Source organism: Halorubellus salinus (assembly GCF_020567525.1).
Classification (GTDB): domain Archaea; phylum Halobacteriota; class Halobacteria; order Halobacteriales; family Natrialbaceae; genus Halorubellus; species Halorubellus salinus.
In genome coordinates this window covers 26,914-44,301 of the sequence record NZ_JAJCVI010000007.1, presented here as the reverse complement: position 1 = coordinate 44,301, position 17,388 = coordinate 26,914, and the positions used below count along the sequence as shown (strand labels likewise).

The 17,388-nt window shown below is 61.8% G+C and carries 24 protein-coding genes; 8 read left to right on the top strand and 16 right to left on the bottom strand.

What is annotated here, in order from left to right; genetic code table 11:
- Nucleotides 1–25: 25 nt before the first annotated feature.
- Nucleotides 26–1,405, top strand: coding sequence for a PD-(D/E)XK nuclease family protein (locus LI336_RS18265; protein WP_227134605.1), 1,380 nt, complete (start codon nucleotides 26–28; stop codon nucleotides 1,403–1,405).
- A 216-nt stretch (nucleotides 1,406–1,621) separates the two neighbouring features.
- Here LI336_RS18265 and LI336_RS20445 read toward each other — a convergent pair whose 3' ends face one another.
- The gene (locus tag LI336_RS20445) at nucleotides 1,622–1,771 is read right to left on the bottom strand and encodes a cyclin family protein (RefSeq protein ID WP_227134789.1); all 150 of its coding nucleotides are present in this window, start codon (nucleotides 1,769–1,771) and stop codon (nucleotides 1,622–1,624) included.
- A gap of 496 nt (nucleotides 1,772–2,267) precedes the next feature.
- Here LI336_RS20445 and LI336_RS18255 point away from each other — a divergent pair, with 496 nt between their 5' ends.
- Nucleotides 2,268–2,717 carry a hypothetical protein gene (locus LI336_RS18255; protein WP_227134604.1) on the top strand — a complete coding sequence of 150 codons (450 nt, stop codon included), beginning with the start codon at nucleotides 2,268–2,270 and terminating at the stop codon, nucleotides 2,715–2,717.
- 55 nt (nucleotides 2,718–2,772) lie between these two features.
- Here the strand turns inward: LI336_RS18255 and LI336_RS18250 are convergent, their stop codons facing one another.
- Nucleotides 2,773–3,594 carry an IS5 family transposase gene (locus LI336_RS18250; RefSeq protein WP_227134603.1) on the bottom strand — a complete coding sequence of 274 codons (822 nt, stop codon included), beginning with the start codon at nucleotides 3,592–3,594 and terminating at the stop codon, nucleotides 2,773–2,775.
- Nucleotides 3,595–3,915: 321 nt separating this feature from the next.
- Between LI336_RS18250 and LI336_RS18245 the strand changes: the two genes are divergently transcribed.
- From LI336_RS18245 to LI336_RS18220, 6 genes are all read left to right on the top strand, one after another.
- A complete protein-coding gene (locus LI336_RS18245; RefSeq protein ID WP_227134602.1) occupies nucleotides 3,916–4,251 on the top strand; it encodes a transcriptional regulator in 336 nt (111 codons plus the stop codon).
- Nucleotides 4,252–4,268: 17 nt separating this feature from the next.
- On the top strand, nucleotides 4,269–4,712 hold the full coding sequence (locus tag LI336_RS18240; RefSeq protein WP_227134601.1) for a type II toxin-antitoxin system VapC family toxin: 444 nt from the start codon (nucleotides 4,269–4,271) through the stop codon (nucleotides 4,710–4,712).
- 403 nt (nucleotides 4,713–5,115) lie between these two features.
- Complete coding sequence (locus LI336_RS18235; protein ID WP_227134600.1) at nucleotides 5,116–5,367, top strand: AbrB/MazE/SpoVT family DNA-binding domain-containing protein; 252 nt, start codon at nucleotides 5,116–5,118, stop codon at nucleotides 5,365–5,367.
- Nucleotides 5,368–5,802 carry a PIN domain-containing protein gene (locus LI336_RS18230; RefSeq protein ID WP_227134599.1) on the top strand — a complete coding sequence of 145 codons (435 nt, stop codon included), beginning with the start codon at nucleotides 5,368–5,370 and terminating at the stop codon, nucleotides 5,800–5,802. It abuts the gene before it with no gap.
- A 132-nt stretch (nucleotides 5,803–5,934) separates the two neighbouring features.
- A complete protein-coding gene (locus LI336_RS18225) occupies nucleotides 5,935–6,456 on the top strand; it encodes a hypothetical protein (RefSeq protein WP_227134598.1) in 522 nt (173 codons plus the stop codon).
- 502 nt (nucleotides 6,457–6,958) lie between these two features.
- Complete coding sequence (locus tag LI336_RS18220) at nucleotides 6,959–7,354, top strand: hypothetical protein (protein WP_227134597.1); 396 nt, start codon at nucleotides 6,959–6,961, stop codon at nucleotides 7,352–7,354.
- A gap of 117 nt (nucleotides 7,355–7,471) precedes the next feature.
- Here the strand turns inward: LI336_RS18220 and LI336_RS18215 are convergent, their stop codons facing one another.
- The 14 genes from LI336_RS18215 to LI336_RS18150 form a co-directional block, all read right to left on the bottom strand.
- Nucleotides 7,472–7,684 (bottom strand): hypothetical protein, encoded by a 213-nt coding sequence (locus tag LI336_RS18215; RefSeq protein WP_227134596.1) that lies wholly within the window; start codon nucleotides 7,682–7,684, stop codon nucleotides 7,472–7,474.
- Nucleotides 7,685–7,756: 72 nt separating this feature from the next.
- Nucleotides 7,757–9,589 carry a hypothetical protein gene (locus tag LI336_RS18210; RefSeq protein ID WP_227134595.1) on the bottom strand — a complete coding sequence of 611 codons (1,833 nt, stop codon included), beginning with the start codon at nucleotides 9,587–9,589 and terminating at the stop codon, nucleotides 7,757–7,759.
- A gap of 107 nt (nucleotides 9,590–9,696) precedes the next feature.
- The gene (locus tag LI336_RS18205; protein ID WP_227134594.1) at nucleotides 9,697–11,076 is read right to left on the bottom strand and encodes a hypothetical protein; all 1,380 of its coding nucleotides are present in this window, start codon (nucleotides 11,074–11,076) and stop codon (nucleotides 9,697–9,699) included.
- A gap of 20 nt (nucleotides 11,077–11,096) precedes the next feature.
- The gene (locus LI336_RS18200; protein WP_227134593.1) at nucleotides 11,097–12,212 is read right to left on the bottom strand and encodes a hypothetical protein; all 1,116 of its coding nucleotides are present in this window, start codon (nucleotides 12,210–12,212) and stop codon (nucleotides 11,097–11,099) included.
- The gene (locus LI336_RS18195; protein WP_227134592.1) at nucleotides 12,212–12,979 is read right to left on the bottom strand and encodes a hypothetical protein; all 768 of its coding nucleotides are present in this window, start codon (nucleotides 12,977–12,979) and stop codon (nucleotides 12,212–12,214) included. Before LI336_RS18195 ends, LI336_RS18200 begins: the two co-directional genes overlap by 1 nt.
- 14 nt (nucleotides 12,980–12,993) lie before the next feature.
- Nucleotides 12,994–13,326, bottom strand: coding sequence for a hypothetical protein (locus tag LI336_RS18190; protein WP_227134591.1), 333 nt, complete (start codon nucleotides 13,324–13,326; stop codon nucleotides 12,994–12,996).
- Between the two features lie 43 nt (nucleotides 13,327–13,369).
- Entirely contained in the window at nucleotides 13,370–13,678 is a 309-nt protein-coding gene (locus tag LI336_RS18185) for a hypothetical protein (protein WP_227134590.1), read from the bottom strand.
- The gene (locus LI336_RS18180; RefSeq protein WP_227134589.1) at nucleotides 13,675–13,893 is read right to left on the bottom strand and encodes a hypothetical protein; all 219 of its coding nucleotides are present in this window, start codon (nucleotides 13,891–13,893) and stop codon (nucleotides 13,675–13,677) included. Before LI336_RS18180 ends, LI336_RS18185 begins: the two co-directional genes overlap by 4 nt.
- Nucleotides 13,890–15,254: a hypothetical protein gene (locus LI336_RS18175; protein WP_227134588.1), complete on the bottom strand. Its 1,365-nt coding sequence runs from the start codon at nucleotides 15,252–15,254 to the stop codon at nucleotides 13,890–13,892. Before LI336_RS18175 ends, LI336_RS18180 begins: the two co-directional genes overlap by 4 nt.
- Nucleotides 15,254–15,697: a hypothetical protein gene (locus tag LI336_RS18170; protein WP_227134587.1), complete on the bottom strand. Its 444-nt coding sequence runs from the start codon at nucleotides 15,695–15,697 to the stop codon at nucleotides 15,254–15,256. The genes LI336_RS18175 and LI336_RS18170 overlap by 1 nt, the downstream gene beginning before the upstream one ends.
- A complete protein-coding gene (locus LI336_RS18165; RefSeq protein WP_227134586.1) occupies nucleotides 15,698–15,877 on the bottom strand; it encodes a hypothetical protein in 180 nt (59 codons plus the stop codon). It lies immediately after the preceding gene.
- On the bottom strand, nucleotides 15,867–16,739 hold the full coding sequence (locus LI336_RS18160) for a hypothetical protein (RefSeq protein ID WP_227134585.1): 873 nt from the start codon (nucleotides 16,737–16,739) through the stop codon (nucleotides 15,867–15,869). Before LI336_RS18160 ends, LI336_RS18165 begins: the two co-directional genes overlap by 11 nt.
- A gap of 24 nt (nucleotides 16,740–16,763) precedes the next feature.
- Nucleotides 16,764–17,048: a hypothetical protein gene (locus LI336_RS18155; RefSeq protein ID WP_227134584.1), complete on the bottom strand. Its 285-nt coding sequence runs from the start codon at nucleotides 17,046–17,048 to the stop codon at nucleotides 16,764–16,766.
- A 132-nt stretch (nucleotides 17,049–17,180) separates the two neighbouring features.
- Complete coding sequence (locus LI336_RS18150) at nucleotides 17,181–17,387, bottom strand: hypothetical protein (protein ID WP_227134583.1); 207 nt, start codon at nucleotides 17,385–17,387, stop codon at nucleotides 17,181–17,183.
- Nucleotide 17,388: the final 1 nt, after the last annotated feature.

Sequence of the window (17,388 nt, the reverse complement as noted above, 5' to 3'; positions counted from 1 at the left end):
CCCTCGAGGCACGAGGCAGGTAGGCATGGGCGAGGATGGACTGGAACTGGACCCACAACGACTCGACGAGTTCATCGACCACTATCTAGCAGTCGAGAGCCAAGCTAAACAGCCATCTGGCGTGTTCTCTATACTGTCAGGCCGTCGCGAGCGCAAGTACCAACAGACACTCCAGTACTTCCTTGACCCGAACAAACCTCACGGCTTCGGCACCACACTCCTCGACAAATTCCTCGAAACTGTCGACGCGCCAGTCCAGCACCCTGGTAGCCAGCACATCGAGATCGAAGAGGAGGTGTACGTTGCCGATGACGGGTCAGAGAGCCGTATCGACCTCATCATCTGTGGCGGCCAAGCACTCGCTGACCACCCAGAGTGGGCCGTCTTTCTCGAATTGAAAGTCGGCGCCGACGAGAACCAAAACCAGACCCCAACCTACGCCAACACGAAGCGTTGGCAGTTCACGTGGTTCGACAATACAGAAATCACGGTCAGCGACCTCGACGAGTACACGTACGCGTATATCGCGAAGTTCAACGCCGACCCACCAGAAGATGACCGCTTCAACGAGGTGAGCTGGGAGGATCTCGCGGACGCGTTCGAAGAGTGCCTCGATGGGTCCTTGTTCCAGTATCCGACGCGGAGCGTCATCCAGTTCACCGACTTCATCAATTCACTCCAGGAGACCGAGAACATGCCCAAGCCATTCGACGAAGACGAACTCAGTGACCGCCTCAAACTGTACTTCGAGTACGACGACGTCATCGACCAGGTCGAACAAGCTCAACGCCAGTTCGAGACCGACTTCGACGACCTCAGCACCCACCTTACAACCCACTGGCAAGACACCATCCAAGAGCACTTCCCCCTTGAGGACTCCGGCTGGATAATCCGCGACGCTGACAGCGCGAAATGGCAAGGCTTCCGCCCCACCTACTGGGAACAAAATCCCCGCGACGACGGCGGCACCCTCGAACTGTACTATCATCTCCCACCGACGACCGAAACGCTCCGCAACCGGCAGCTCGCCTTCCATTTGCGTCTCCCACCGCAACGCAAACTCCACAAACGAACCTACGAAGCCGACCACTCATTCAACAACGTCTTCACAGAGAAAGCGTCGACTGACTACGAGGCCAAAATCCGCGGGGCATTGGAGGAAATCGACGATGTCGAGATTCGGCTTGGAAGCGCGTCCACACTCTTCACCAAGACCTACGAGCTTGACCCAGAGAATCTCGTTGAGTCCTACCTCGACAACGCGACCACAGCGGTTGAGGAATTCTGCACCGATAACACAGAGCTGGTCTCGCTCATGAACACGGTCTTCGAAGAATCGTACGAGGACGTGTTTGAGGAAGCCCCAGTAGGCGATTTCTCAGAGGCACTTTCGGAACAGAACTGAACTCCAAACGGTTGGGATGGGATTCGGTTTTGGGCAGAGACCTCGACTTCGCATTTGTTAGTATCATATTATAACTCAGGGAGGGCTCGACTATTATCCTCAACGACTGCCAGATTGCTCCACAGAACGGTGCATCACTCACTCACGGAACCAGGCGTACTTTGGTCGTCGGGCAAGTCTGACTGCAGGTTATATATTTTGCGGAGGGCTTCGACATCAGCCCCAGCGGCCTCGGCGACCACCTGTTGATTCCGCCACCTGTTGATTCCGCCGATGAACCGTCCCCCGGCACGCACTGTAGAGGGCACCAGCCGTAATCCCAGCTGGCCGCCGGCCAGATACAACTGAAGGCTCAGCCTGAGTCAGTCATTGAGATGCCTATAGAATTAGATGTCTTTCAGTAATTCTTCGGCTTCAGCACGTCGTCTGGCACGTTGCCGAATCTCTCCGATATCATCAATTGCAAGGTCGACTTTAGTTCTCCCACCCGTCGTTCCTTTCTCAACGACTTCTTGATCTTGTAGGGCATTTACTGCTGACGCGACATGACTTGTCGTTCGAATGTCAAGATGGTCTGCAATCTGGCGATAAGAGACTGGCTCACCGGCTTCGATTATACATCCGAGGCTCTGTTGAAATCCTATTCGTTAGACATCTCATCTGATGGAACTGCTGTTAGGTAGGTGTGCATATCGAACGACGTCGGCCTATCAGGCCAGGAATATTTTCGGAATGCTGTGCAAAACGTACATTACCTCTTTCGTTTTCATTGGTTGATGTTTTTGTGGCGGGTCTCTACAAGATGGAGAGGGAATCTATTCTACAGACAAGACTTATTCAGTAGAAATAGTACGAGTACAGTATGCGGAAGGCCACTATCGCTGTCGTGTTTTTCGCTGTTTTCGGGTTGCTTGCTAGCCTCACCTACGTCAATTTCGGCACCGCATTTGGATTCCAAACGAACGTCCTCTTGTACACCACATCAGCCCTCGTTTTCGGTGCACTGCTTTCGACCTGGTTCCTGAACTGGAACCAACGAATCGGTGCTGTCGGCGTGATGCTCGGACTCGTTCTGTTCGCGTACGCTATTACTGGTGGCGGCTACGGGTGTAACGACGCCCGCTACCCGCCCGAGGCGGAACACGGTATCACGTATGACTGGACGACGAACACGCTCAAATTCGGTGACAATATTCACGGAACGAGCTACCGATGCACGGCACATCCAGTACGGGCCGGCGTCCTCCTCAGTCACGGGTTGGTTAGCGGTGGGCTGCTCAGTATCTTGCGCAACCGTGGGTTTTTCTCGTGATACCCAACATATAGACTGACGGCTGATGCGTGCCTCGATCATCTGTATCTACCGGTTAGAGTGCTCGGTCGATATTGTGAACAACGCAGGCGATAGCGAGTTCTCGAAACTGTTTCCACCAGTGCCGTGACCGGACGAACGCACCGTACTTGCGTTTGAGTCTGGAGTTCACCGTCTCGTTCTGACTACGCTGACCATAGAGATCAGCATCCAGTCGAGCATTCCACGCCTTATGGAGCGACGAAAACTCGCGGTGCTTGATGAGCGGTCGAACACCGGTCTCACGGGCTAATGTGCGAACCTTCTGGTCGTCATATCCCTTGTCGCCAAGGAGAACCGCTACTTCCCCGGTATTACGCTTGATGAGCGACGGCGCAATCTTTGAGTCGTGCTTTCGTGTCGTCGTTACGTGTACGTCGATAATCGCGTTCGATCTCGTGTCCACCAGAAGTGTCACCTTCAACTGCTGAATAGTTAGCTTTGTTCGCTTCGTGTAGTGTTTCGAGGCGTGACTCCGGTCAAACCCTGAAGCGTCGATCCCAACGATACCGTTAGTCGGGAGAAGCGTGACCGAGAGGTTAAGCAGAACACGCCAGACAGCCATACCGAGTCGGTTGAACGCTCTGCACAACGTTGAGGGTGACGGGAGTTCGTCCAAGTTGATGGCTTTCCGAATGCGGGGCATCTCGATGAGTTCGTCGAGGAGCGCCCGATACGTCGTGTTCTTCCGAACTTTGAGACAGAGTAGAACGATGTGCTGATGGAGTGTGTAGCGTCGTTTCGAAAACTTCGAGGAGTAGCGAGCGACAGTTCGTCGGGCCAAGTGGACTGCCTGCTCAACAAACTGGAGCAATCGTGACTTTGGGAGGGCCTGCATTCACTCACACTAGCTGTCGAACCTGTAACCCTGTGAGGATTTCAACAGAGCCTATCTGATTGAACGGAGAGAGACAATTGCTCATGTTCGTAGACAACAGCCGCTTCGTCTACGTACTCGGGGTCTGAGCTTGCTTCCTCAGGGCGGAATGCGGAGACGGTACAGCCAGCAAGTGGCACCGAGGTAGCCGCCCCAACGAGGCGGAGGAGGCGTCTGCGTGACGGGGGCGAGGGCATGCCAATTCGATAGTGTTGTCGCCGGTAAATGCTTTCTCTGGGCCGACACCTAGGTTTCAAGTCGCCAGTCCGACTATGGTGGGGTATGAGCGAGACAGCGCAGCACGATGACGACCCGGTCGGTCCCGAGGACGTCTCCCCGGATGACGTGCTGGCGGTGTTCGAGGTGGCGGAGTCGCCTGCGATAACGTCGCGGGACGTGGCGGCGGTGCTCGGCTGTACGCAGGATCTCGCGCGGCGTCGCCTGCGCCAGCTCCACGAAGATGGGCGCGTGAAGCGCCGGAAGTCCGGGCAGGTGGTGCTCTGGTGGTCGCCGGAGATCAACCAGGGACGGACGCGCCCGAAGGACCTGGAGCCGGTGGACGTCGGGGAGACGGACGCGGTCGAGATGGTGCGCGGCGGCGAGCGCGACGAGAACTGACGCCGACGAGAGAGTCGATGACGAAAATTCTGGTGGATACGACGGTACTGCTGGGGTGGCGGAGCGCGAACGACCGTTACCACGACGCCGCGAGCGCCATCGTCGCCGGTATCGACGAGGGCGATCTCCCCGACGGGGTCGTGCTCACACCGATTCTGCAGGAGCTACTGAAGCACGTCCAGGGCGAGATGGGGAAGCCCGAGGCGACGCGGACGCTCGATTCGCTGGTTCACAGCCCGAACTTCGAGATCGTCCCGCTGGGCGAGGAGGTCCACGAGCACGGCCGGATGATATGGCAGTTGCACAATCTGCTGGAGTTGCCGGATGCGCTGATGGTCGCGTACATGCGTCGGCGTAACATCCCGTTCCTCTACTCGTTCGACGGCGAGAACAGCAACCGACAGAAGTTCGAGCGCCTCCAGGACGTCACTCGCCTCAACGCGGCCGTCGACCCGTACTGACGCCACGGCTCGACCGTCGTGTTCGTCCGGCCGTCGACCCACTTTTGACCGGCGTGAACAGAATCGAGATTCGTGTCGACCACCAGCTTCCTCACCGGCACCCTCTATGGGAACGCCCCGCTCCCGAGTGAGGAAATCGAAGATACAGCGCTCGGGATGCGAGCGAAGGTGCGAGACGACTCGCTCGAACTGCGGTTCGAGGAGCCACGCGAACTGACGCTGGGGAATTCGGAAGTATCTACGGCCGATTCAGAGCGCAGCGGCGTGCGGCTCCAACGACCATCGCGAGCGACGCGAAGTCCACTACTGTGGCTTGGGCCATCCGATGGAGGAATCGCTCTTCTGTTACTGGATAGTGTGGCGGCACACTAGGCTTTTCACGGTCGGCCACGTACCGGGAGGTATGAGCAGCGACAGAATTGACGCCGAAAGCAAGGTGTCTGGAAACCAAGCGAACATCCCCGCCCGGATTCGGCGGGAACTCAATATCGACGATGGGGATCAACTCCGTTGGCATCTCGAAAACGATGGGAGCATTCGGGTCCACGTCATCCAGCAGCAAACGGGAACGTTCGCCGATTTTGACGGCTACGCTGGTGAGGAATCCACCGATGTGACAAGCGACCACGACGCCTGGGGCGTCGACGTCGAGTAAATGCCTCGTGCACTAATCGATACGACAGTCCTCTTTGCCGCCGCATACCGGCGAGATGGATCCCACGATGCCGCGCTTCCCGTGCTCCAGGGTATCGACGATGGGACGCTCCCGGAGGCGGTCGTCCTCGACTACGTGCTTGCGGAAACACTCAACGGCCTCACGACCCACGCCGGCCACGACGCAGCCGTCGACCTCCTCGATCGCATCGAAGAAAACGCCCGCTTCCACATCGACTCACTCACTACCGACGCCCTCGCGACAGGGAAGGTCCTCTTTCGCCAACACGAACCCCTCTCCTTCGTCGATGCTTGCATTATCGCGTATATGCAAACCGAGGGGCTCGGCTACCTGTATGCGTTTGACGACGATTTTGACGCTGTCGAGGATGTCTATCGACTCGAGACAGCAACGAATCCCTACGACCCGAACTGACGCTGGTCGACGAGCCCCTTCTCGACAAGGTCGGCGACGGCACAAGAGAGGTACCTCTCGCTGTGGTCGAGCTTCGTCGCAAGCCTGGAAGACGACGTCCGCGGCGCGAAAGGCTACGAGACCCACAAGGAGTTGTTCCGCGAGTTCGCCGACCAGTATCCCGTCGAGATTCGCGCCTTCCAGTCGCGGTACCCGGCGGCGTTCAAGACCGAACTCGAGGAGCGCCTCCAGCAGTACGTCGACGACGACCTCCCCGACCGCATCCGCGACCACGTCCAACAGGCCCAGCAAGAGGCGTACGATGTGCTCCGTCGCGCCTTCGAGGACGACGCCCAAGATATCGAAGCCGCGTACCAGCGGCTCGACGACGCGCTCGCTCGGTATCGGGACCGGGTGGCGGGTGATGTCGAGGCGACGAACCAGGGGTTAGCGAGCCTGCGAGACCGCGAACACGCCGTTCGCGAAGACGAGAACGTGGAGGGCGCTCGTCGAGAGCTCCGCGAGGCCCTCGCCGACGTCGACGTCCGCAGCGCCCTCGACGCCGTCGACCTCCAACTTCCCGAGGCTGACGCGCCCGGCGACCCACTCCTGGACACAGGCCGCGGGCTGCTCGACCAGCTCGCCGCCTACCAGGACTACAACATCCGCGACTAACCCGCGCTCGTCTCTCCGCACACCACGTCGCTCGACACCGACAGCGGCGCCGCGCGACTGAGTCGCCACCAGATATCTACCTGGGGTGCCCGATAGCGATGTGCACCACCCCCACGCCCCGACCCGACACCAAGGTGTGGGGTAGAATCGAACCTATTTTTAAATGGTGCCGTACCTTATCGCGTAGGCCGTACACCCGCGCGGCCGTGACCGAAAACTGAAACCCACGAGTGAAAGTCTAAGAATCGCCGCAGGAAGGTGTTGAACAGCGAATTTGACTTTTCAACGCCGGATCCAAGAACAGAAACTGCGATTCAATTCAGTCGGCTCTATTGAACTCATCATCTGATACGAAAGTGGTGCTGCATACAGAGGATGAGTTCAGCACAATGAACCGGTTGTATTCACAGACAACACTCTGAATCACCTGTTCAGTAGGGATGCGAATTGGTCAGACATCAACAAGAAGAAGGCTTATTTTATCATCGCATTAATACCCTGTATGGATGTTCTCTCCACTCTATCTCGCCGTGACGCACTCCGCATTGGTGGAATCATCATTACAACGGCAACAGCGGGCTGTGGCTCCTCTCCAAAATCGGATTCCACTGGACTCGTTCTCCACAGTGCGCTTGATGTCGAGACACGGGTAATGGTAACTGTAACTAACGCTGATCGGGACGAACCAATCCTTAATTCAGAGATTGCGACTGTTTCTGGTGGAGATCAAGTAGTTGTGAGTGACGACATCCCCCGACAGAACGGTCATGTAGTTACCGTATCTGTAGATATTGACAACCAGCCCTCTAATCAGTTAGAGTGGGAGCAAGTCAGTGAACCACTCCATGTCATTATTCACCGAGATGACATTGTATTTACTGTTGAACCGCCGGGTTAGCGACTACCAGTCCAGCCTGTACTGAGCGATTCGTGAGTCCCATGTATCTCTCAATCCTGCTCGATGGTTTCATCCCAAAAAGAATGCATCGAGCGTGACATCGTCCGTGCGTATCAATCACTCGGATAGGGAGTTAATGCCGACGAATATTGAGGTCAATCCTTGGAGTACCAGCAGAAAACCAACACCCCACGTAATCATTGAAATCCGTCCCTCCTGACCCATCTCAGGTGCAGCAATAAAGACAATAATACCAGCTAAGATCGCTACGAGACCGAGGATTGGCACTCCATAAACCAGTATCTTGGCGATAAAGTCATCTAATGCCATAGTTCCAGTAATCTCAGCGAGTTTATAAAAGTATCTCCGAAACAGGAGCGAGCAGTATCTCACCTGTATATATCAATCACCAGCTGGTGGTAGCGCCCCGGAACTCTGAATCGTCGTTTGCGTGCCGACCGGGACGGCGTGCCCGGTGAGGTCCTCGCGCGGGTCGACCGCCGGGAGCTCGTAGATGGGCTCGCCGGCGACGCCCATGAACCGCCTGCTGAACCGCGAGTGCAACTCCGTCATATCCGGGAGCCGCGTCTTCGTCGTCGGATACACGAGCGTCAACTCGACCTCAGTCCCGTCCGGCGTCTCCCGCGTACTCTCGACCTCCGCGAGCTCATGGCTCTCCTCGACCTTCTGCCGGTAGACCTCCGCGACCAGCTTCGGGTCGTGGCCGAGGTCGTAACTCAGGCGATGCTGGTCGGGCTCGATGACGTCGTACGCGAGCCGCGACTTCGTGAGGACCTCGTCTTGCGCGCCGTCGACGGCGTCGGCGACATCGCCGCGGATCGCTACGAGTTCGGTGTTCTGGAGGTGGCCGTGGAGGTTGGGTTTCATCTGCTTGAGGTTCCGCGCGTACTGCTCGAGCAGCGAGGGGCTGATGGATTCGTCTTCGCGCGTCATCTCCCAGAGACGCTGACTGAACTCCGAGACGAACTCCCGGCGGTCGTAACTCGCGTACGTCCGCCCGCCCGCGGTCTGGCCGACGTACGCCGTCACGTCTGGTGCGTCGACGACCTTCACGCGGGCGCCGGCGTCAGTCCAGAACGACCCCGAACTCGACGTTCGGTGCTTGCTGATGCGGCGGTCCTGGATGCGCTTCCGCAGCCAGAACGCGCCGAGTGCGGCGAGCGGGCTCGTCCCGCCGAGGACGACGAGGTAGACGGCGGGTTGGACCCAGAAGCCGGCGGCGACGAGCTGGAGCCACGCCGCCACGAGGTACGGGAGGCCGAGTTCCCAGTAGATGCGGCCCTTGCTCACCGACGCCGACAGCGACAGCCACAGCGAGTGCAGTTCTTCCTTCACGGCCACGCCCCACGGGACGTCGTCCGCAGCGGACGCGGTCGGAATATCGTCGTCGTCGCCGTCTGCGTGGTCGTCGTCGAACAGTGGTTCCGGCTCCGGGTCCGTGTCGAAGGCGGCCCCGAGGCCGGCTCGTTCACTCTCCGACGTCTCGCTGCGGGCGACCGCCGTGGATTTGGTCGGCATGAACTCCGTGGTGGTGGCGAGCGCGGTCGCGAGCCGTTGGGCGTCCGTCGCACCATCCGTCACGTCTTCGTGCGTGAGCCATTGTTCGTCGTCGACGTCGACGACCTCGCTGAGGCTCGCGTAGAAGTCCGGACGCTCCCGGTCATGCGACGCCCCGCTGACGCTCGCGTCCAGCCCCTCGTCGACCGCGTGCTCGATGTCGCGTTGGGTGTCGTCGCTGGAGACGATGACGAACGACGACCCGGTCATCGAGCGGACCTCGTCGCTCAGCTGCTTGACGCTCTCGACGAGCCACCCCGTCGTGTCCGCAGCTTGCCGCGCCGCCCACGACCGCCGCAGCCCGAACGCCCGATAGTACAGGAAGAGCGCCGCACCGATGATGACGACTGGGTTTTCCACGACCGTCGAGACGAGGTTGAACAGCCAGTACGAACTCGTCCCACCGTCGCCGCCGCCGTTCGTGGACTGACTTAGCACGAACGAGACGGCCACGACCACGAGGAGGATGAACAGGAACGCCCCGACGCGGAGGAGCCGACTCGGGAACTGCCGCGGGTCCCCCACCGCCTTCCCCGCTGCGAGCCGCACGAGCCGCGGGAGACGCGGCACCACGAACGACGCCGCCAGCACAAATGCCGTCGCCCCCAGGCCCATCGTGACGTTCTTCGTGACGGCAACGTAGAACAGCCCTATCACGACAACTACGCCGCGAAGCATCCACCAGAGGACAAGCCGGATATCACCCGAAGAGTCATTTTCGCGAGTCCGTTCCCGCTTAGCGATCTCGCGTGGATCGAGCTCCATCAGTCGTCACCTCCCATGGGGACGCGGCGGCTCTGTGAGCCGGCGGCGATGGCGGCGGTCTGCTCGCCCGTCTCGATATCACGCAGCTGGCCGAGGAGGTCCTGGACCTGCATCCGCGTCTCCCGAACCTGATTCCCCCGACGGTACTGCTTCTCCGCAACTTGGAGTGCCGTCTCGATGTTCGCGAGCGCCGTCTCCGCACGCATCCGGTTCTGCACGAGAATCGGCTTCAACCACGTCTCCTCACGCAACTTGCGCTCGGTCACGGGGTCGACCTTCGTGAGGTCGTCGACGCCGTGGGTGAGGAGGACGTCGTTGCCGTGCTCGTCGGTCTCCACACGGCCGGTGTCGTCGGTCGCGACGATGCCCTTGCACGCGATCTCGACCATGTCGTCGATGGTCTCCACGCCCATCTCCGAGTTCCAGTACCGCGCCGCATTCGTCCCGATACCCTCCACCTCGGCGAGCGGGTGTTGCGCGGCGGCCTGTCGGCTCTCCTCGTACTCCTGGCAGCCCCTGGCGCGCATGATCGCCGAGATTGACGCCGACACCTGCTGTCGGGAGAGAATCCACCCGAACTTCCGTTTCCACAGATACGCGGTCGCCATCAGCAACGCGAGGAAGGTGAGCACCATCGGGATGTTCGTGAAGTTCGCCAGCCACAGCACCGGGTACCGTTTGAAGTCCTCGGTGAGGAGGCCACTGAACAGGTCGGCGCGATCCTCGACCTGCTCAACGTACTCGAGGCCGCCGCCGGGCGTCGCGTTGTACCCGGAGTCGTCGGCGTTCTCGCGGACGTGCTTGATGAGCGCCTGCCACTCCGGATTGATAGCCGTCGACGCCGACACGCCCGTGTTCCGCGCGTAGAGCTTGACCGCCTTCGTGGAGTTGTCCTCGAAGAACAGCTCGGTCGTGAACAGGGTCGCACTCCCGGGTTGGGAGGCGTCGTCCGCGTACTGGACGCGGAGCATATGCCCTTCGGCGAGCACGTCGACGCTCGCGCCCCGCTGTTGGACGCGAGCGGCCGCGACCGGCTCCGAGACGGTGAACGTGACGAACCCGCCGGTCGTGTTGTAGACCGCGTCAGATTCGACGACGGAGACGCCGACGTAGTCCTCATTCGGAATCGACGGCGTGATGCGGGCTTGTGAGGCCATCGACGGCGGCCCCGAGGGTGTGCCGGTCGTCGAGTTGTTCGGCCCCGCTGGCGCAGTGGTCGTGGTGGTCGTGGTGTTGTTCGGGGTGAGGCTGTGCTGTGGGCCGTCGAGCGGCCCGGTGTCGTGTGGCCCGGCAGCCGCGCCAATCGGCACCGACGCGGCCAAGGCGACCGCGAGGAGCACGAGCGCGAGACTATGGGCTCGAGTATCTGCATCCATCATCGAGTGCATGAGTAATCGGGTTAGTCGGCGGATGATTCGTCGCTGCCGCCAGCGCCGTTCTGTCGGCCGGCGCCGGGATGCGGCGCGAACCCAGAGGACTGTTCCCCGGGCACGTCGTTCGGGTCGAGTTGGAGCATCTCCATCTGCCCGCGGTCGAGACCCATCGTGAGTTCCATCGCGCGCTCGAACTGGGCCTGGAGGCGCTTGCTCCCGAAGTGATCCGCGTTCTCCAGTTCCGTCTCGAGCGTCGCCATGTTCTCGCTGAGGATACCGATACGCCGCCGCAGGTCGAGCACCATCTGGCGAAGTTCCTCCTTGTCCTGTTGGAGCTGGGAGACCTCCGCCTCACTCCGACGCTTCGATGGTTGGAACTCGTAGTCCCAGTGCTTGTTCGGGTTGTCCACCGTATCCCGCGACCGGGCGCGCACCGTGAGTTCGCTCGCATCTTGGTCCCAGGTGACGCTCTCGTCGTCGACCTCGACGCGAGCGAGAGCGCGGTCTTCGGGGCGGCGGTGGTCGCGGTCACGGAGTTCGTTCTGGTCCGCCGAGAGCAACCGCTTCCAGAACAACCCGAACAGCCGCTGCTCCGACAACAGTGGGAGGAGGAGTGCGGTGCGTTCCTCGCCGGCCTCCTCGTAGGTGTGTTTCTGGAGACGGTCGACCTCGTAGTGATACGAGTCCTGATGGTTCGCGTTCTCCTGCTCGTAGATCACCGTGAGTTCGCCCGACTTCGCGTCCTGCTTGCGCGTGATCCAGACGCCCATCCCGATGAGTACGACTGCGTACGCGCCGGCCGTGAGCTCGGTCGCGTACGCGATGGAAGACGGGCTGCCAGACTGCGCGTAGACGTACGCGCCGTAGGCGCCGATGGCGAAGAACCCGACGACGGCGGCCCAGAAGAGCTTCGTCGTGACCGGCCACCGCTTCGGTTTATCACGGAGGGCGACGCGCTCGCTCGTCGACCCGGACTTGGATTCCTCGCGCATCCGGTCCTCGGTGTCGGCGCGGTCCTCGTCGCTGAACTGCTTCGAGAGCCACTTCGACCCGACGATGAACAGCAAGACGAGGACGAGGATGACGACAAGTCCGACGAGACCCATCTGCGCGAGCGGCCCGAGGAAGCCACCACTCGCCATCAGTCGGCCTCCCCCTCATCGTCCGCTTGGTTCCGCGTGTCCACGGCCGCACTCACGCGCTCGACCGTCCCACGGACCTCCTCGGGCGGCTCAGTCCGCATCGCACGCCCCTGCATCCCACCGCCGCCAGACGCCCCCGGAGCGGACGGAGTCCCGCCCTCGCCATCCGTGTCGGTCACGGCCTCGTCGGATGCGTCGTCAAGCCTGGGGATTTCGCCGTCGAGGTCGACGTCTTCGGCGTCCCAGTCGCCTTTGACGTGGACGATGGCGCGCTGATACAGCTCGTGCCCGGTGCGTTTCTGGGCTTCGATACCGCCACGGCGCTCGGAGACGATTTCCTTGATGACGCCGCAGCCGTACTGGCTCGCGATCTCGAAGAGGTTACTCGCGAGTTCGTCGTCGCTCGTCGAGACGTCGTACGCGCGTTTGAGATGCTGGCCGCCGATGCGGTCGGCGAGTATCGGGCAGTGCTTGCCGTAGTGCTCGCAGCCCTCACACCGGTCCGGGAACGCGTCCTCGGGCTGGTCGACGCCGACGTGCGGGAACATCTTGTGGTCGGGGTCGCTCTTCAAGTCCGCGAGTTCGCCACGGACCTGGCTCTCGAGCGAGCCCTGATGGCTGGTGTCGGCGGTGGCTTGCAGCCACTTCGAGACCCCCAGCCAGAGGGGTTGGTTGTCGATGTCCGGCAGGACGTTCATGAGTCGCCGCCGGAGCAGCTCGATCTCGCTCCGTTGCTGTTCGCTATCGGGTGCCGTCGATTGATACATGATGTGAGTGTGGGTTAGTCGGGAGTCGGTGCGTTTGTCGAAGTGGTGTCCGCGTCTGGTTCGGCGTGCGTGTCGTCGCGCTCGTCGGTGAGCTCGTGGTAGGTGGTGCCCGTCGAGGAGAGCGGCCACGGGAGTCGAGCGGGGTCGGGTGGCGGCACGACCAGTTCGTCCGAAGGGAGGTCACCGGCCCGCCACGCGATGAGGACACCGCAGTCCAAGACGCGGAAGCGGACGTCGTCGCCCGGGTCGAACCCGAGCCGTGGGTTCTGCGCGATCGCCGTCGGCACGTACAGTTGCCCGCCGTTCCGGATGGGCGTGAAGCTCGCTTCACCGTAGTCGCCGGTCATCGTGTTCTCCCCGCGGTTCGTGTTATAACGCGAGTAAGGGGAGTCATCGGCCAGAATTAGGGTTCAGGAGGTCCGCGATACGTTTGCGGGTGCCGTCCTGCTTGGTCGCGGCTCGGTGCGCGCGGTCGGCATTCGAGAGGAACACCGAGAAGAAGAGGACTATCATCGCGAACCCGGCATAGAGGAAGCCCTGGACGACGGTAGCGATGGAGGCGAGCACCCAGAAGAACGCGACGAACGCGCGGAAGGACGCCCCGAAGATGGTGACGTGGCGCGTCCATCGGAGGTACACGACGTAGCCGACGCCGAGCCCGCCCGCGATGACGAGGAACGGCATGAGCGCATCCATCATTCGTCATGCACCTCGCGCCGGTCTGGGTTGCTCTCGCCACTCCACCGCCCCCGGCTCGCCGCGAGCACGTACTGCTTCGCGAACGGCAGCCCGAACGCCACCACAATCAAGAGCAGTGCGATGAGGCCGGCGAGGTACGCCCCGCCTTCATTCAGCAGCGATACACCGATGACGAGAACCGCGATGGTCGTGAGGAATCCTTGGAGTATCTTCATGGGTGATACCTCCGCGTTGCGCCAGCGACCGCGAGCCCGGTCAGTGACAGTAGGTGCTCCTGAAGTATCGGCGCGAATCCGAGGATGAACGGAAGCGAGAGCGACTCCTTGAGTTCGTACAGCGACCGTTGGAGTGATTCGACGTCGTAGTCGAGCTTGTCGCCGGCCTCGGGGTTGGCGACGAACTTCACCGTCGCGTTCGGGTTGTTGAACACGAACTGGAGCTTCGACCCACCGTCGACCGTCCGATAGAACACGCCCGCGTCGGACTCCTGCGTGATCGGGTCCCACGGAGCCTCACTTCCGGCCGGCCGGGAGAGCGCGTACCACTCGTCGATGCTCTGGTTCGTGGTGCGGTTGTCGAGGCGGACGGTGAGGTAGTCAGAGCCGTTCGGCTTCGAGAACCGATACGTCTTCGCCTTCAGGTCCTCGGTGTCATCGTCGAACGGACTCTCGAAGTCCAACGTCGACGTCACCCGAGCGAGGAGGCCTTCGGCCTCGCGTTTCTGCTGGTCGCGCCACGCCGGAATCAACACCGCCGGCTCCGACGGGGCGAACATCGCCGACTCCCCACCCGACAGCGTGAACTCGATCTCCGTGTACGTCCGCTGGGAGTCGAACTCGGTGATGTCGTGCCACTCCCCCGTCGTCGTCCCGTTCACAGACTTCAGGCTCCCGAGTTCCGTGGGTGGGATGATGTCCGCGTGGATGCGGACCGTGAAGTGCACGCAGTACGAGTTCGGGTTCTGCGCCCTGACTCGGTAGAACGAGTCCGTGTGCTCGATACGTATCTTCGTGTTCGCCTTCACCTGCGACACCGACGAGGAGTTGTTGAACGTCTCAGCGGTCGCGTTCGTCAACGGCCAGTCGTGCACGACCTCTTCGCTGCACGCGGCTGTCGTCGACGACGACTGCGAGCCCGGGGTCGCACCTGCTGGCATCGCGACCGCGAGTGCGCTCCCCAGGACACAGACGGTCATCGCGAGCGCGAGTACCCGTCGGGCGGTCGTGCGTCCGCGGTCGTCGTGCCACGGGGCGATTCGACACCATGTGTCGTGGAGCCAGTCCGCGGACTCCGCGCTCCAGAGCCACGCCGCGAAGTTCTCTACCGAGTTCAGGTGCGGGCGGAGCGTAGACGCCGCCCATACGAACAGGACGATACCCGCAGCGGCCGCGATGAGCGGGCCCCCGCTCGTTGCCGTGTACGCCAGTAGCACCGCGATGGCGATGAACGCCGCCGTCCCGAGTACGTACACCGCCAGGTACTCGAGTTTCCCGACGATGGACCGTGCGTTGATATTCGTGACGGTGTCGACCGCGTCGTCCACGCGCTCGCGGCCGTGCCGTGGTTTCCGCGCCATCAGTCCTCACCTCCGCGCCGCGACCGCGTCGTGTACTGCTTGGGCTTCGACCGCAGGCCAGTCCCAGGGATGTCGACGTCGATGTCGGGCGCGTGGTTGTCCCAGGCGCGCTCGCCGTCATCCGAGTACCGGAACACGCCCATCGCGAGGAAGAACCCCCAGACGAGGACGAACAGGAGCGTGAATCCGCCCGTGAATATCGAGGTGCCGATGCTCCACGAGATCATGATGACGGAGCCCGTTATCTGGTCATCGGGGTCCTCGGCGCCGAGTGCGTCGATGGCCGCACCGAGCGTCGTCGAGTACAGGAGGTCCGCGAGCTTCCCGACGAGAACGCCCTCGCCGATGAACTCTCGAAGGCCGTCCTTCATCTGGACGAGGTCGCGACCGATGCGCCGCGGCAGTCCGAGCACGGTCGTCGCGGCGTCACTGAGTCGCCCCATCTATTGCCACCTCCGCCAGACTGCGAGCTTGGCGGCGAGCCCGCGGAGCTTCCAGCCCGCGCGCCGGAGTGCGGTCTGGATGCGGTTCTCGTGGGCTTTCTTCCCGGCGTCCCGGCACGCTTGCTTGTCGTAGTAGCGGCCGTCCTCGCCGCGCACGCGACGCCCACGCTTACGCGACACGCGACACCACCTCCACGGCGGAAACCGACAGGAACGGCAGGAGGCCGTCCTCCTCGTCGTCCTCGGTGTCGGGCGTCCACTCGGTGACGTCGAGCTTGCTCTCGTTCATCCAGAGCGTCGACCGGACGTCGCACTCGCCCGGGTCGGTGAGGCTCGTCGTGCCGCAGTAGCGCCCGAGGAGCTTCGCCTGGTAGTCCCGGCCGAGGCTCTCGTTGTTCGCGATGCGGTTCGCTATCTCGTCCGTCATCGTCGGGAGGTCCTCCGCGAAGTCCCCATCGACGCCCCACGTCTCGTCCACGCTCCGGTTCGAGTACGTGGCGTTGTACGCGCTCTCGTTCAGCGCCGTCAGCGACGCCAGCGTCGTCGAGTTCTCCGTCGAGGTGACGTTCCCGACGACGTAGAACACCGCGTTCTCCGAGCCCTCGTGCGACACGATGACCTTGTGGGTGTCGAACGCCTCACTCGGGGACGTTCGCTGGTTGATTTCGGCGACGTACGTCTCGCTGTTCGAGTTGATCTCCGTCACCGTCTGGGCGACCGTGTCGTTGTTCGCGCGCGGTTGTTCATCGTCGAAGAGCCCGCCGACGCTCGCCTGCATCCTGTCGAGCTGGCCGTCGAGGGCCGCCGACGCGTGGCTGAGCTTCGCGCGCCAGGCCTCGGTGTCGACCTCGAGGTCGAACCAGCCGTTCTCATCTTCGGTTGTTTCGTCCTCGTCGGTGAGCCACGAATCGAGGACGTTCGCTTCGTCGCCGTCGTCACTGCTCTGGGCGAGCGCGGGGCTCGCGGCGAGCGCGATGCTCGACACGACCACGAGGCACGCCAGGGCGAGTGCGACGGCTCGCTGTCGGTGGGTCCATATCATGATTCAGTCCTCCGGAACCGAGCGTTAGTTACCCGTCTGCGCGAGGTAGACGCCGCCGGCGGCGGGGATGCCGACGAAGAACCACGCCAGCACCGTGACCATCAGCGTGCCGACGGGATCGCTCGTGATGATGGCGAGGTGGTCCGTTGGCGAGAGGCTCGTGATGCCAGCCTGGACCTTCACGCTGAAGAGGAAGGCGCCGATGAAGCTCGCGAGGAGTACGGCCGGGATGGGGCGCGTGACGGCGTTCGTGGCGCCGCTGATTGGGGAGCGAGACGACTCGTTCTGAACTTGGGTTTCAGTAGCCATGGTCGAAGATCTCCGTGAATCGAATCCGTGTGTGGCGCCTGCCGGCGGAGTCGAACTCGCCGCCACCCAACTCCAGGAGGAGCTGGGTGGACGCCTGTGCAGGCAAAGAAACGGGAGCGTTGAGTTGCGGGGTTAGTTGCGTCGGCGACCGAGGTCGTCGACGTCCGGCAGGGAATCATCGACCTTCCCAGCGAGAACCTTCGGGAGGACGAGCAGGAACTCCTTCGTCGCCTTCAGGTCGCGAGGAATCGACGCGATGAGCTCGCCGGGCTGCTTCAGGTTCTCCCACGCGTTCCCCGGGATGCTCTTGAGTGCCGCGAGCGCTGACCGGCCCGCCATC

Bases quoted from the DNA above. Each gene is read 5' to 3' on its own strand.
- LI336_RS18170 (WP_227134587.1), bottom strand. From the start codon at position 15,697: ATGGGGCGACTCAGTGACGCCGCGACGACCGTGCTCGGACTGCCGCGG.
- LI336_RS18220 (WP_227134597.1), top strand. From the start codon at position 6,959: ATGGATGTTCTCTCCACTCTATCTCGCCGTGACGCACTCCGCATTGGT.
- LI336_RS18215 (WP_227134596.1), bottom strand. From the start codon at position 7,684: ATGGCATTAGATGACTTTATCGCCAAGATACTGGTTTATGGAGTGCCA.
- LI336_RS18235 (WP_227134600.1), top strand. From the start codon at position 5,116: ATGAGCAGCGACAGAATTGACGCCGAAAGCAAGGTGTCTGGAAACCAA.
- LI336_RS18175 (WP_227134588.1), bottom strand. From the start codon at position 15,254: ATGGCGCGGAAACCACGGCACGGCCGCGAGCGCGTGGACGACGCGGTC.
- LI336_RS18155 (WP_227134584.1), bottom strand. From the start codon at position 17,048: ATGGCTACTGAAACCCAAGTTCAGAACGAGTCGTCTCGCTCCCCAATC.
- LI336_RS18245 (WP_227134602.1), top strand. From the start codon at position 3,916: ATGAGCGAGACAGCGCAGCACGATGACGACCCGGTCGGTCCCGAGGAC.
- LI336_RS18230 (WP_227134599.1), top strand. From the start codon at position 5,368: ATGCCTCGTGCACTAATCGATACGACAGTCCTCTTTGCCGCCGCATAC.
- LI336_RS18195 (WP_227134592.1), bottom strand. From the start codon at position 12,979: ATGTATCAATCGACGGCACCCGATAGCGAACAGCAACGGAGCGAGATC.
- LI336_RS18200 (WP_227134593.1), bottom strand. From the start codon at position 12,212: ATGGCGAGTGGTGGCTTCCTCGGGCCGCTCGCGCAGATGGGTCTCGTC.
- LI336_RS18205 (WP_227134594.1), bottom strand. From the start codon at position 11,076: ATGATGGATGCAGATACTCGAGCCCATAGTCTCGCGCTCGTGCTCCTC.
- LI336_RS18255 (WP_227134604.1), top strand. From the start codon at position 2,268: ATGCGGAAGGCCACTATCGCTGTCGTGTTTTTCGCTGTTTTCGGGTTG.
- LI336_RS18240 (WP_227134601.1), top strand. From the start codon at position 4,269: ATGACGAAAATTCTGGTGGATACGACGGTACTGCTGGGGTGGCGGAGC.
- LI336_RS18150 (WP_227134583.1), bottom strand. From the start codon at position 17,387: ATGGCGGGCCGGTCAGCGCTCGCGGCACTCAAGAGCATCCCGGGGAAC.
- LI336_RS18190 (WP_227134591.1), bottom strand. From the start codon at position 13,326: ATGACCGGCGACTACGGTGAAGCGAGCTTCACGCCCATCCGGAACGGC.
- LI336_RS18180 (WP_227134589.1), bottom strand. From the start codon at position 13,893: ATGAAGATACTCCAAGGATTCCTCACGACCATCGCGGTTCTCGTCATC.
- LI336_RS18185 (WP_227134590.1), bottom strand. From the start codon at position 13,678: ATGATGGATGCGCTCATGCCGTTCCTCGTCATCGCGGGCGGGCTCGGC.
- LI336_RS18250 (WP_227134603.1), bottom strand. From the start codon at position 3,594: ATGCAGGCCCTCCCAAAGTCACGATTGCTCCAGTTTGTTGAGCAGGCA.
- LI336_RS18265 (WP_227134605.1), top strand. From the start codon at position 26: ATGGGCGAGGATGGACTGGAACTGGACCCACAACGACTCGACGAGTTC.
- LI336_RS18160 (WP_227134585.1), bottom strand. From the start codon at position 16,739: ATGATATGGACCCACCGACAGCGAGCCGTCGCACTCGCCCTGGCGTGC.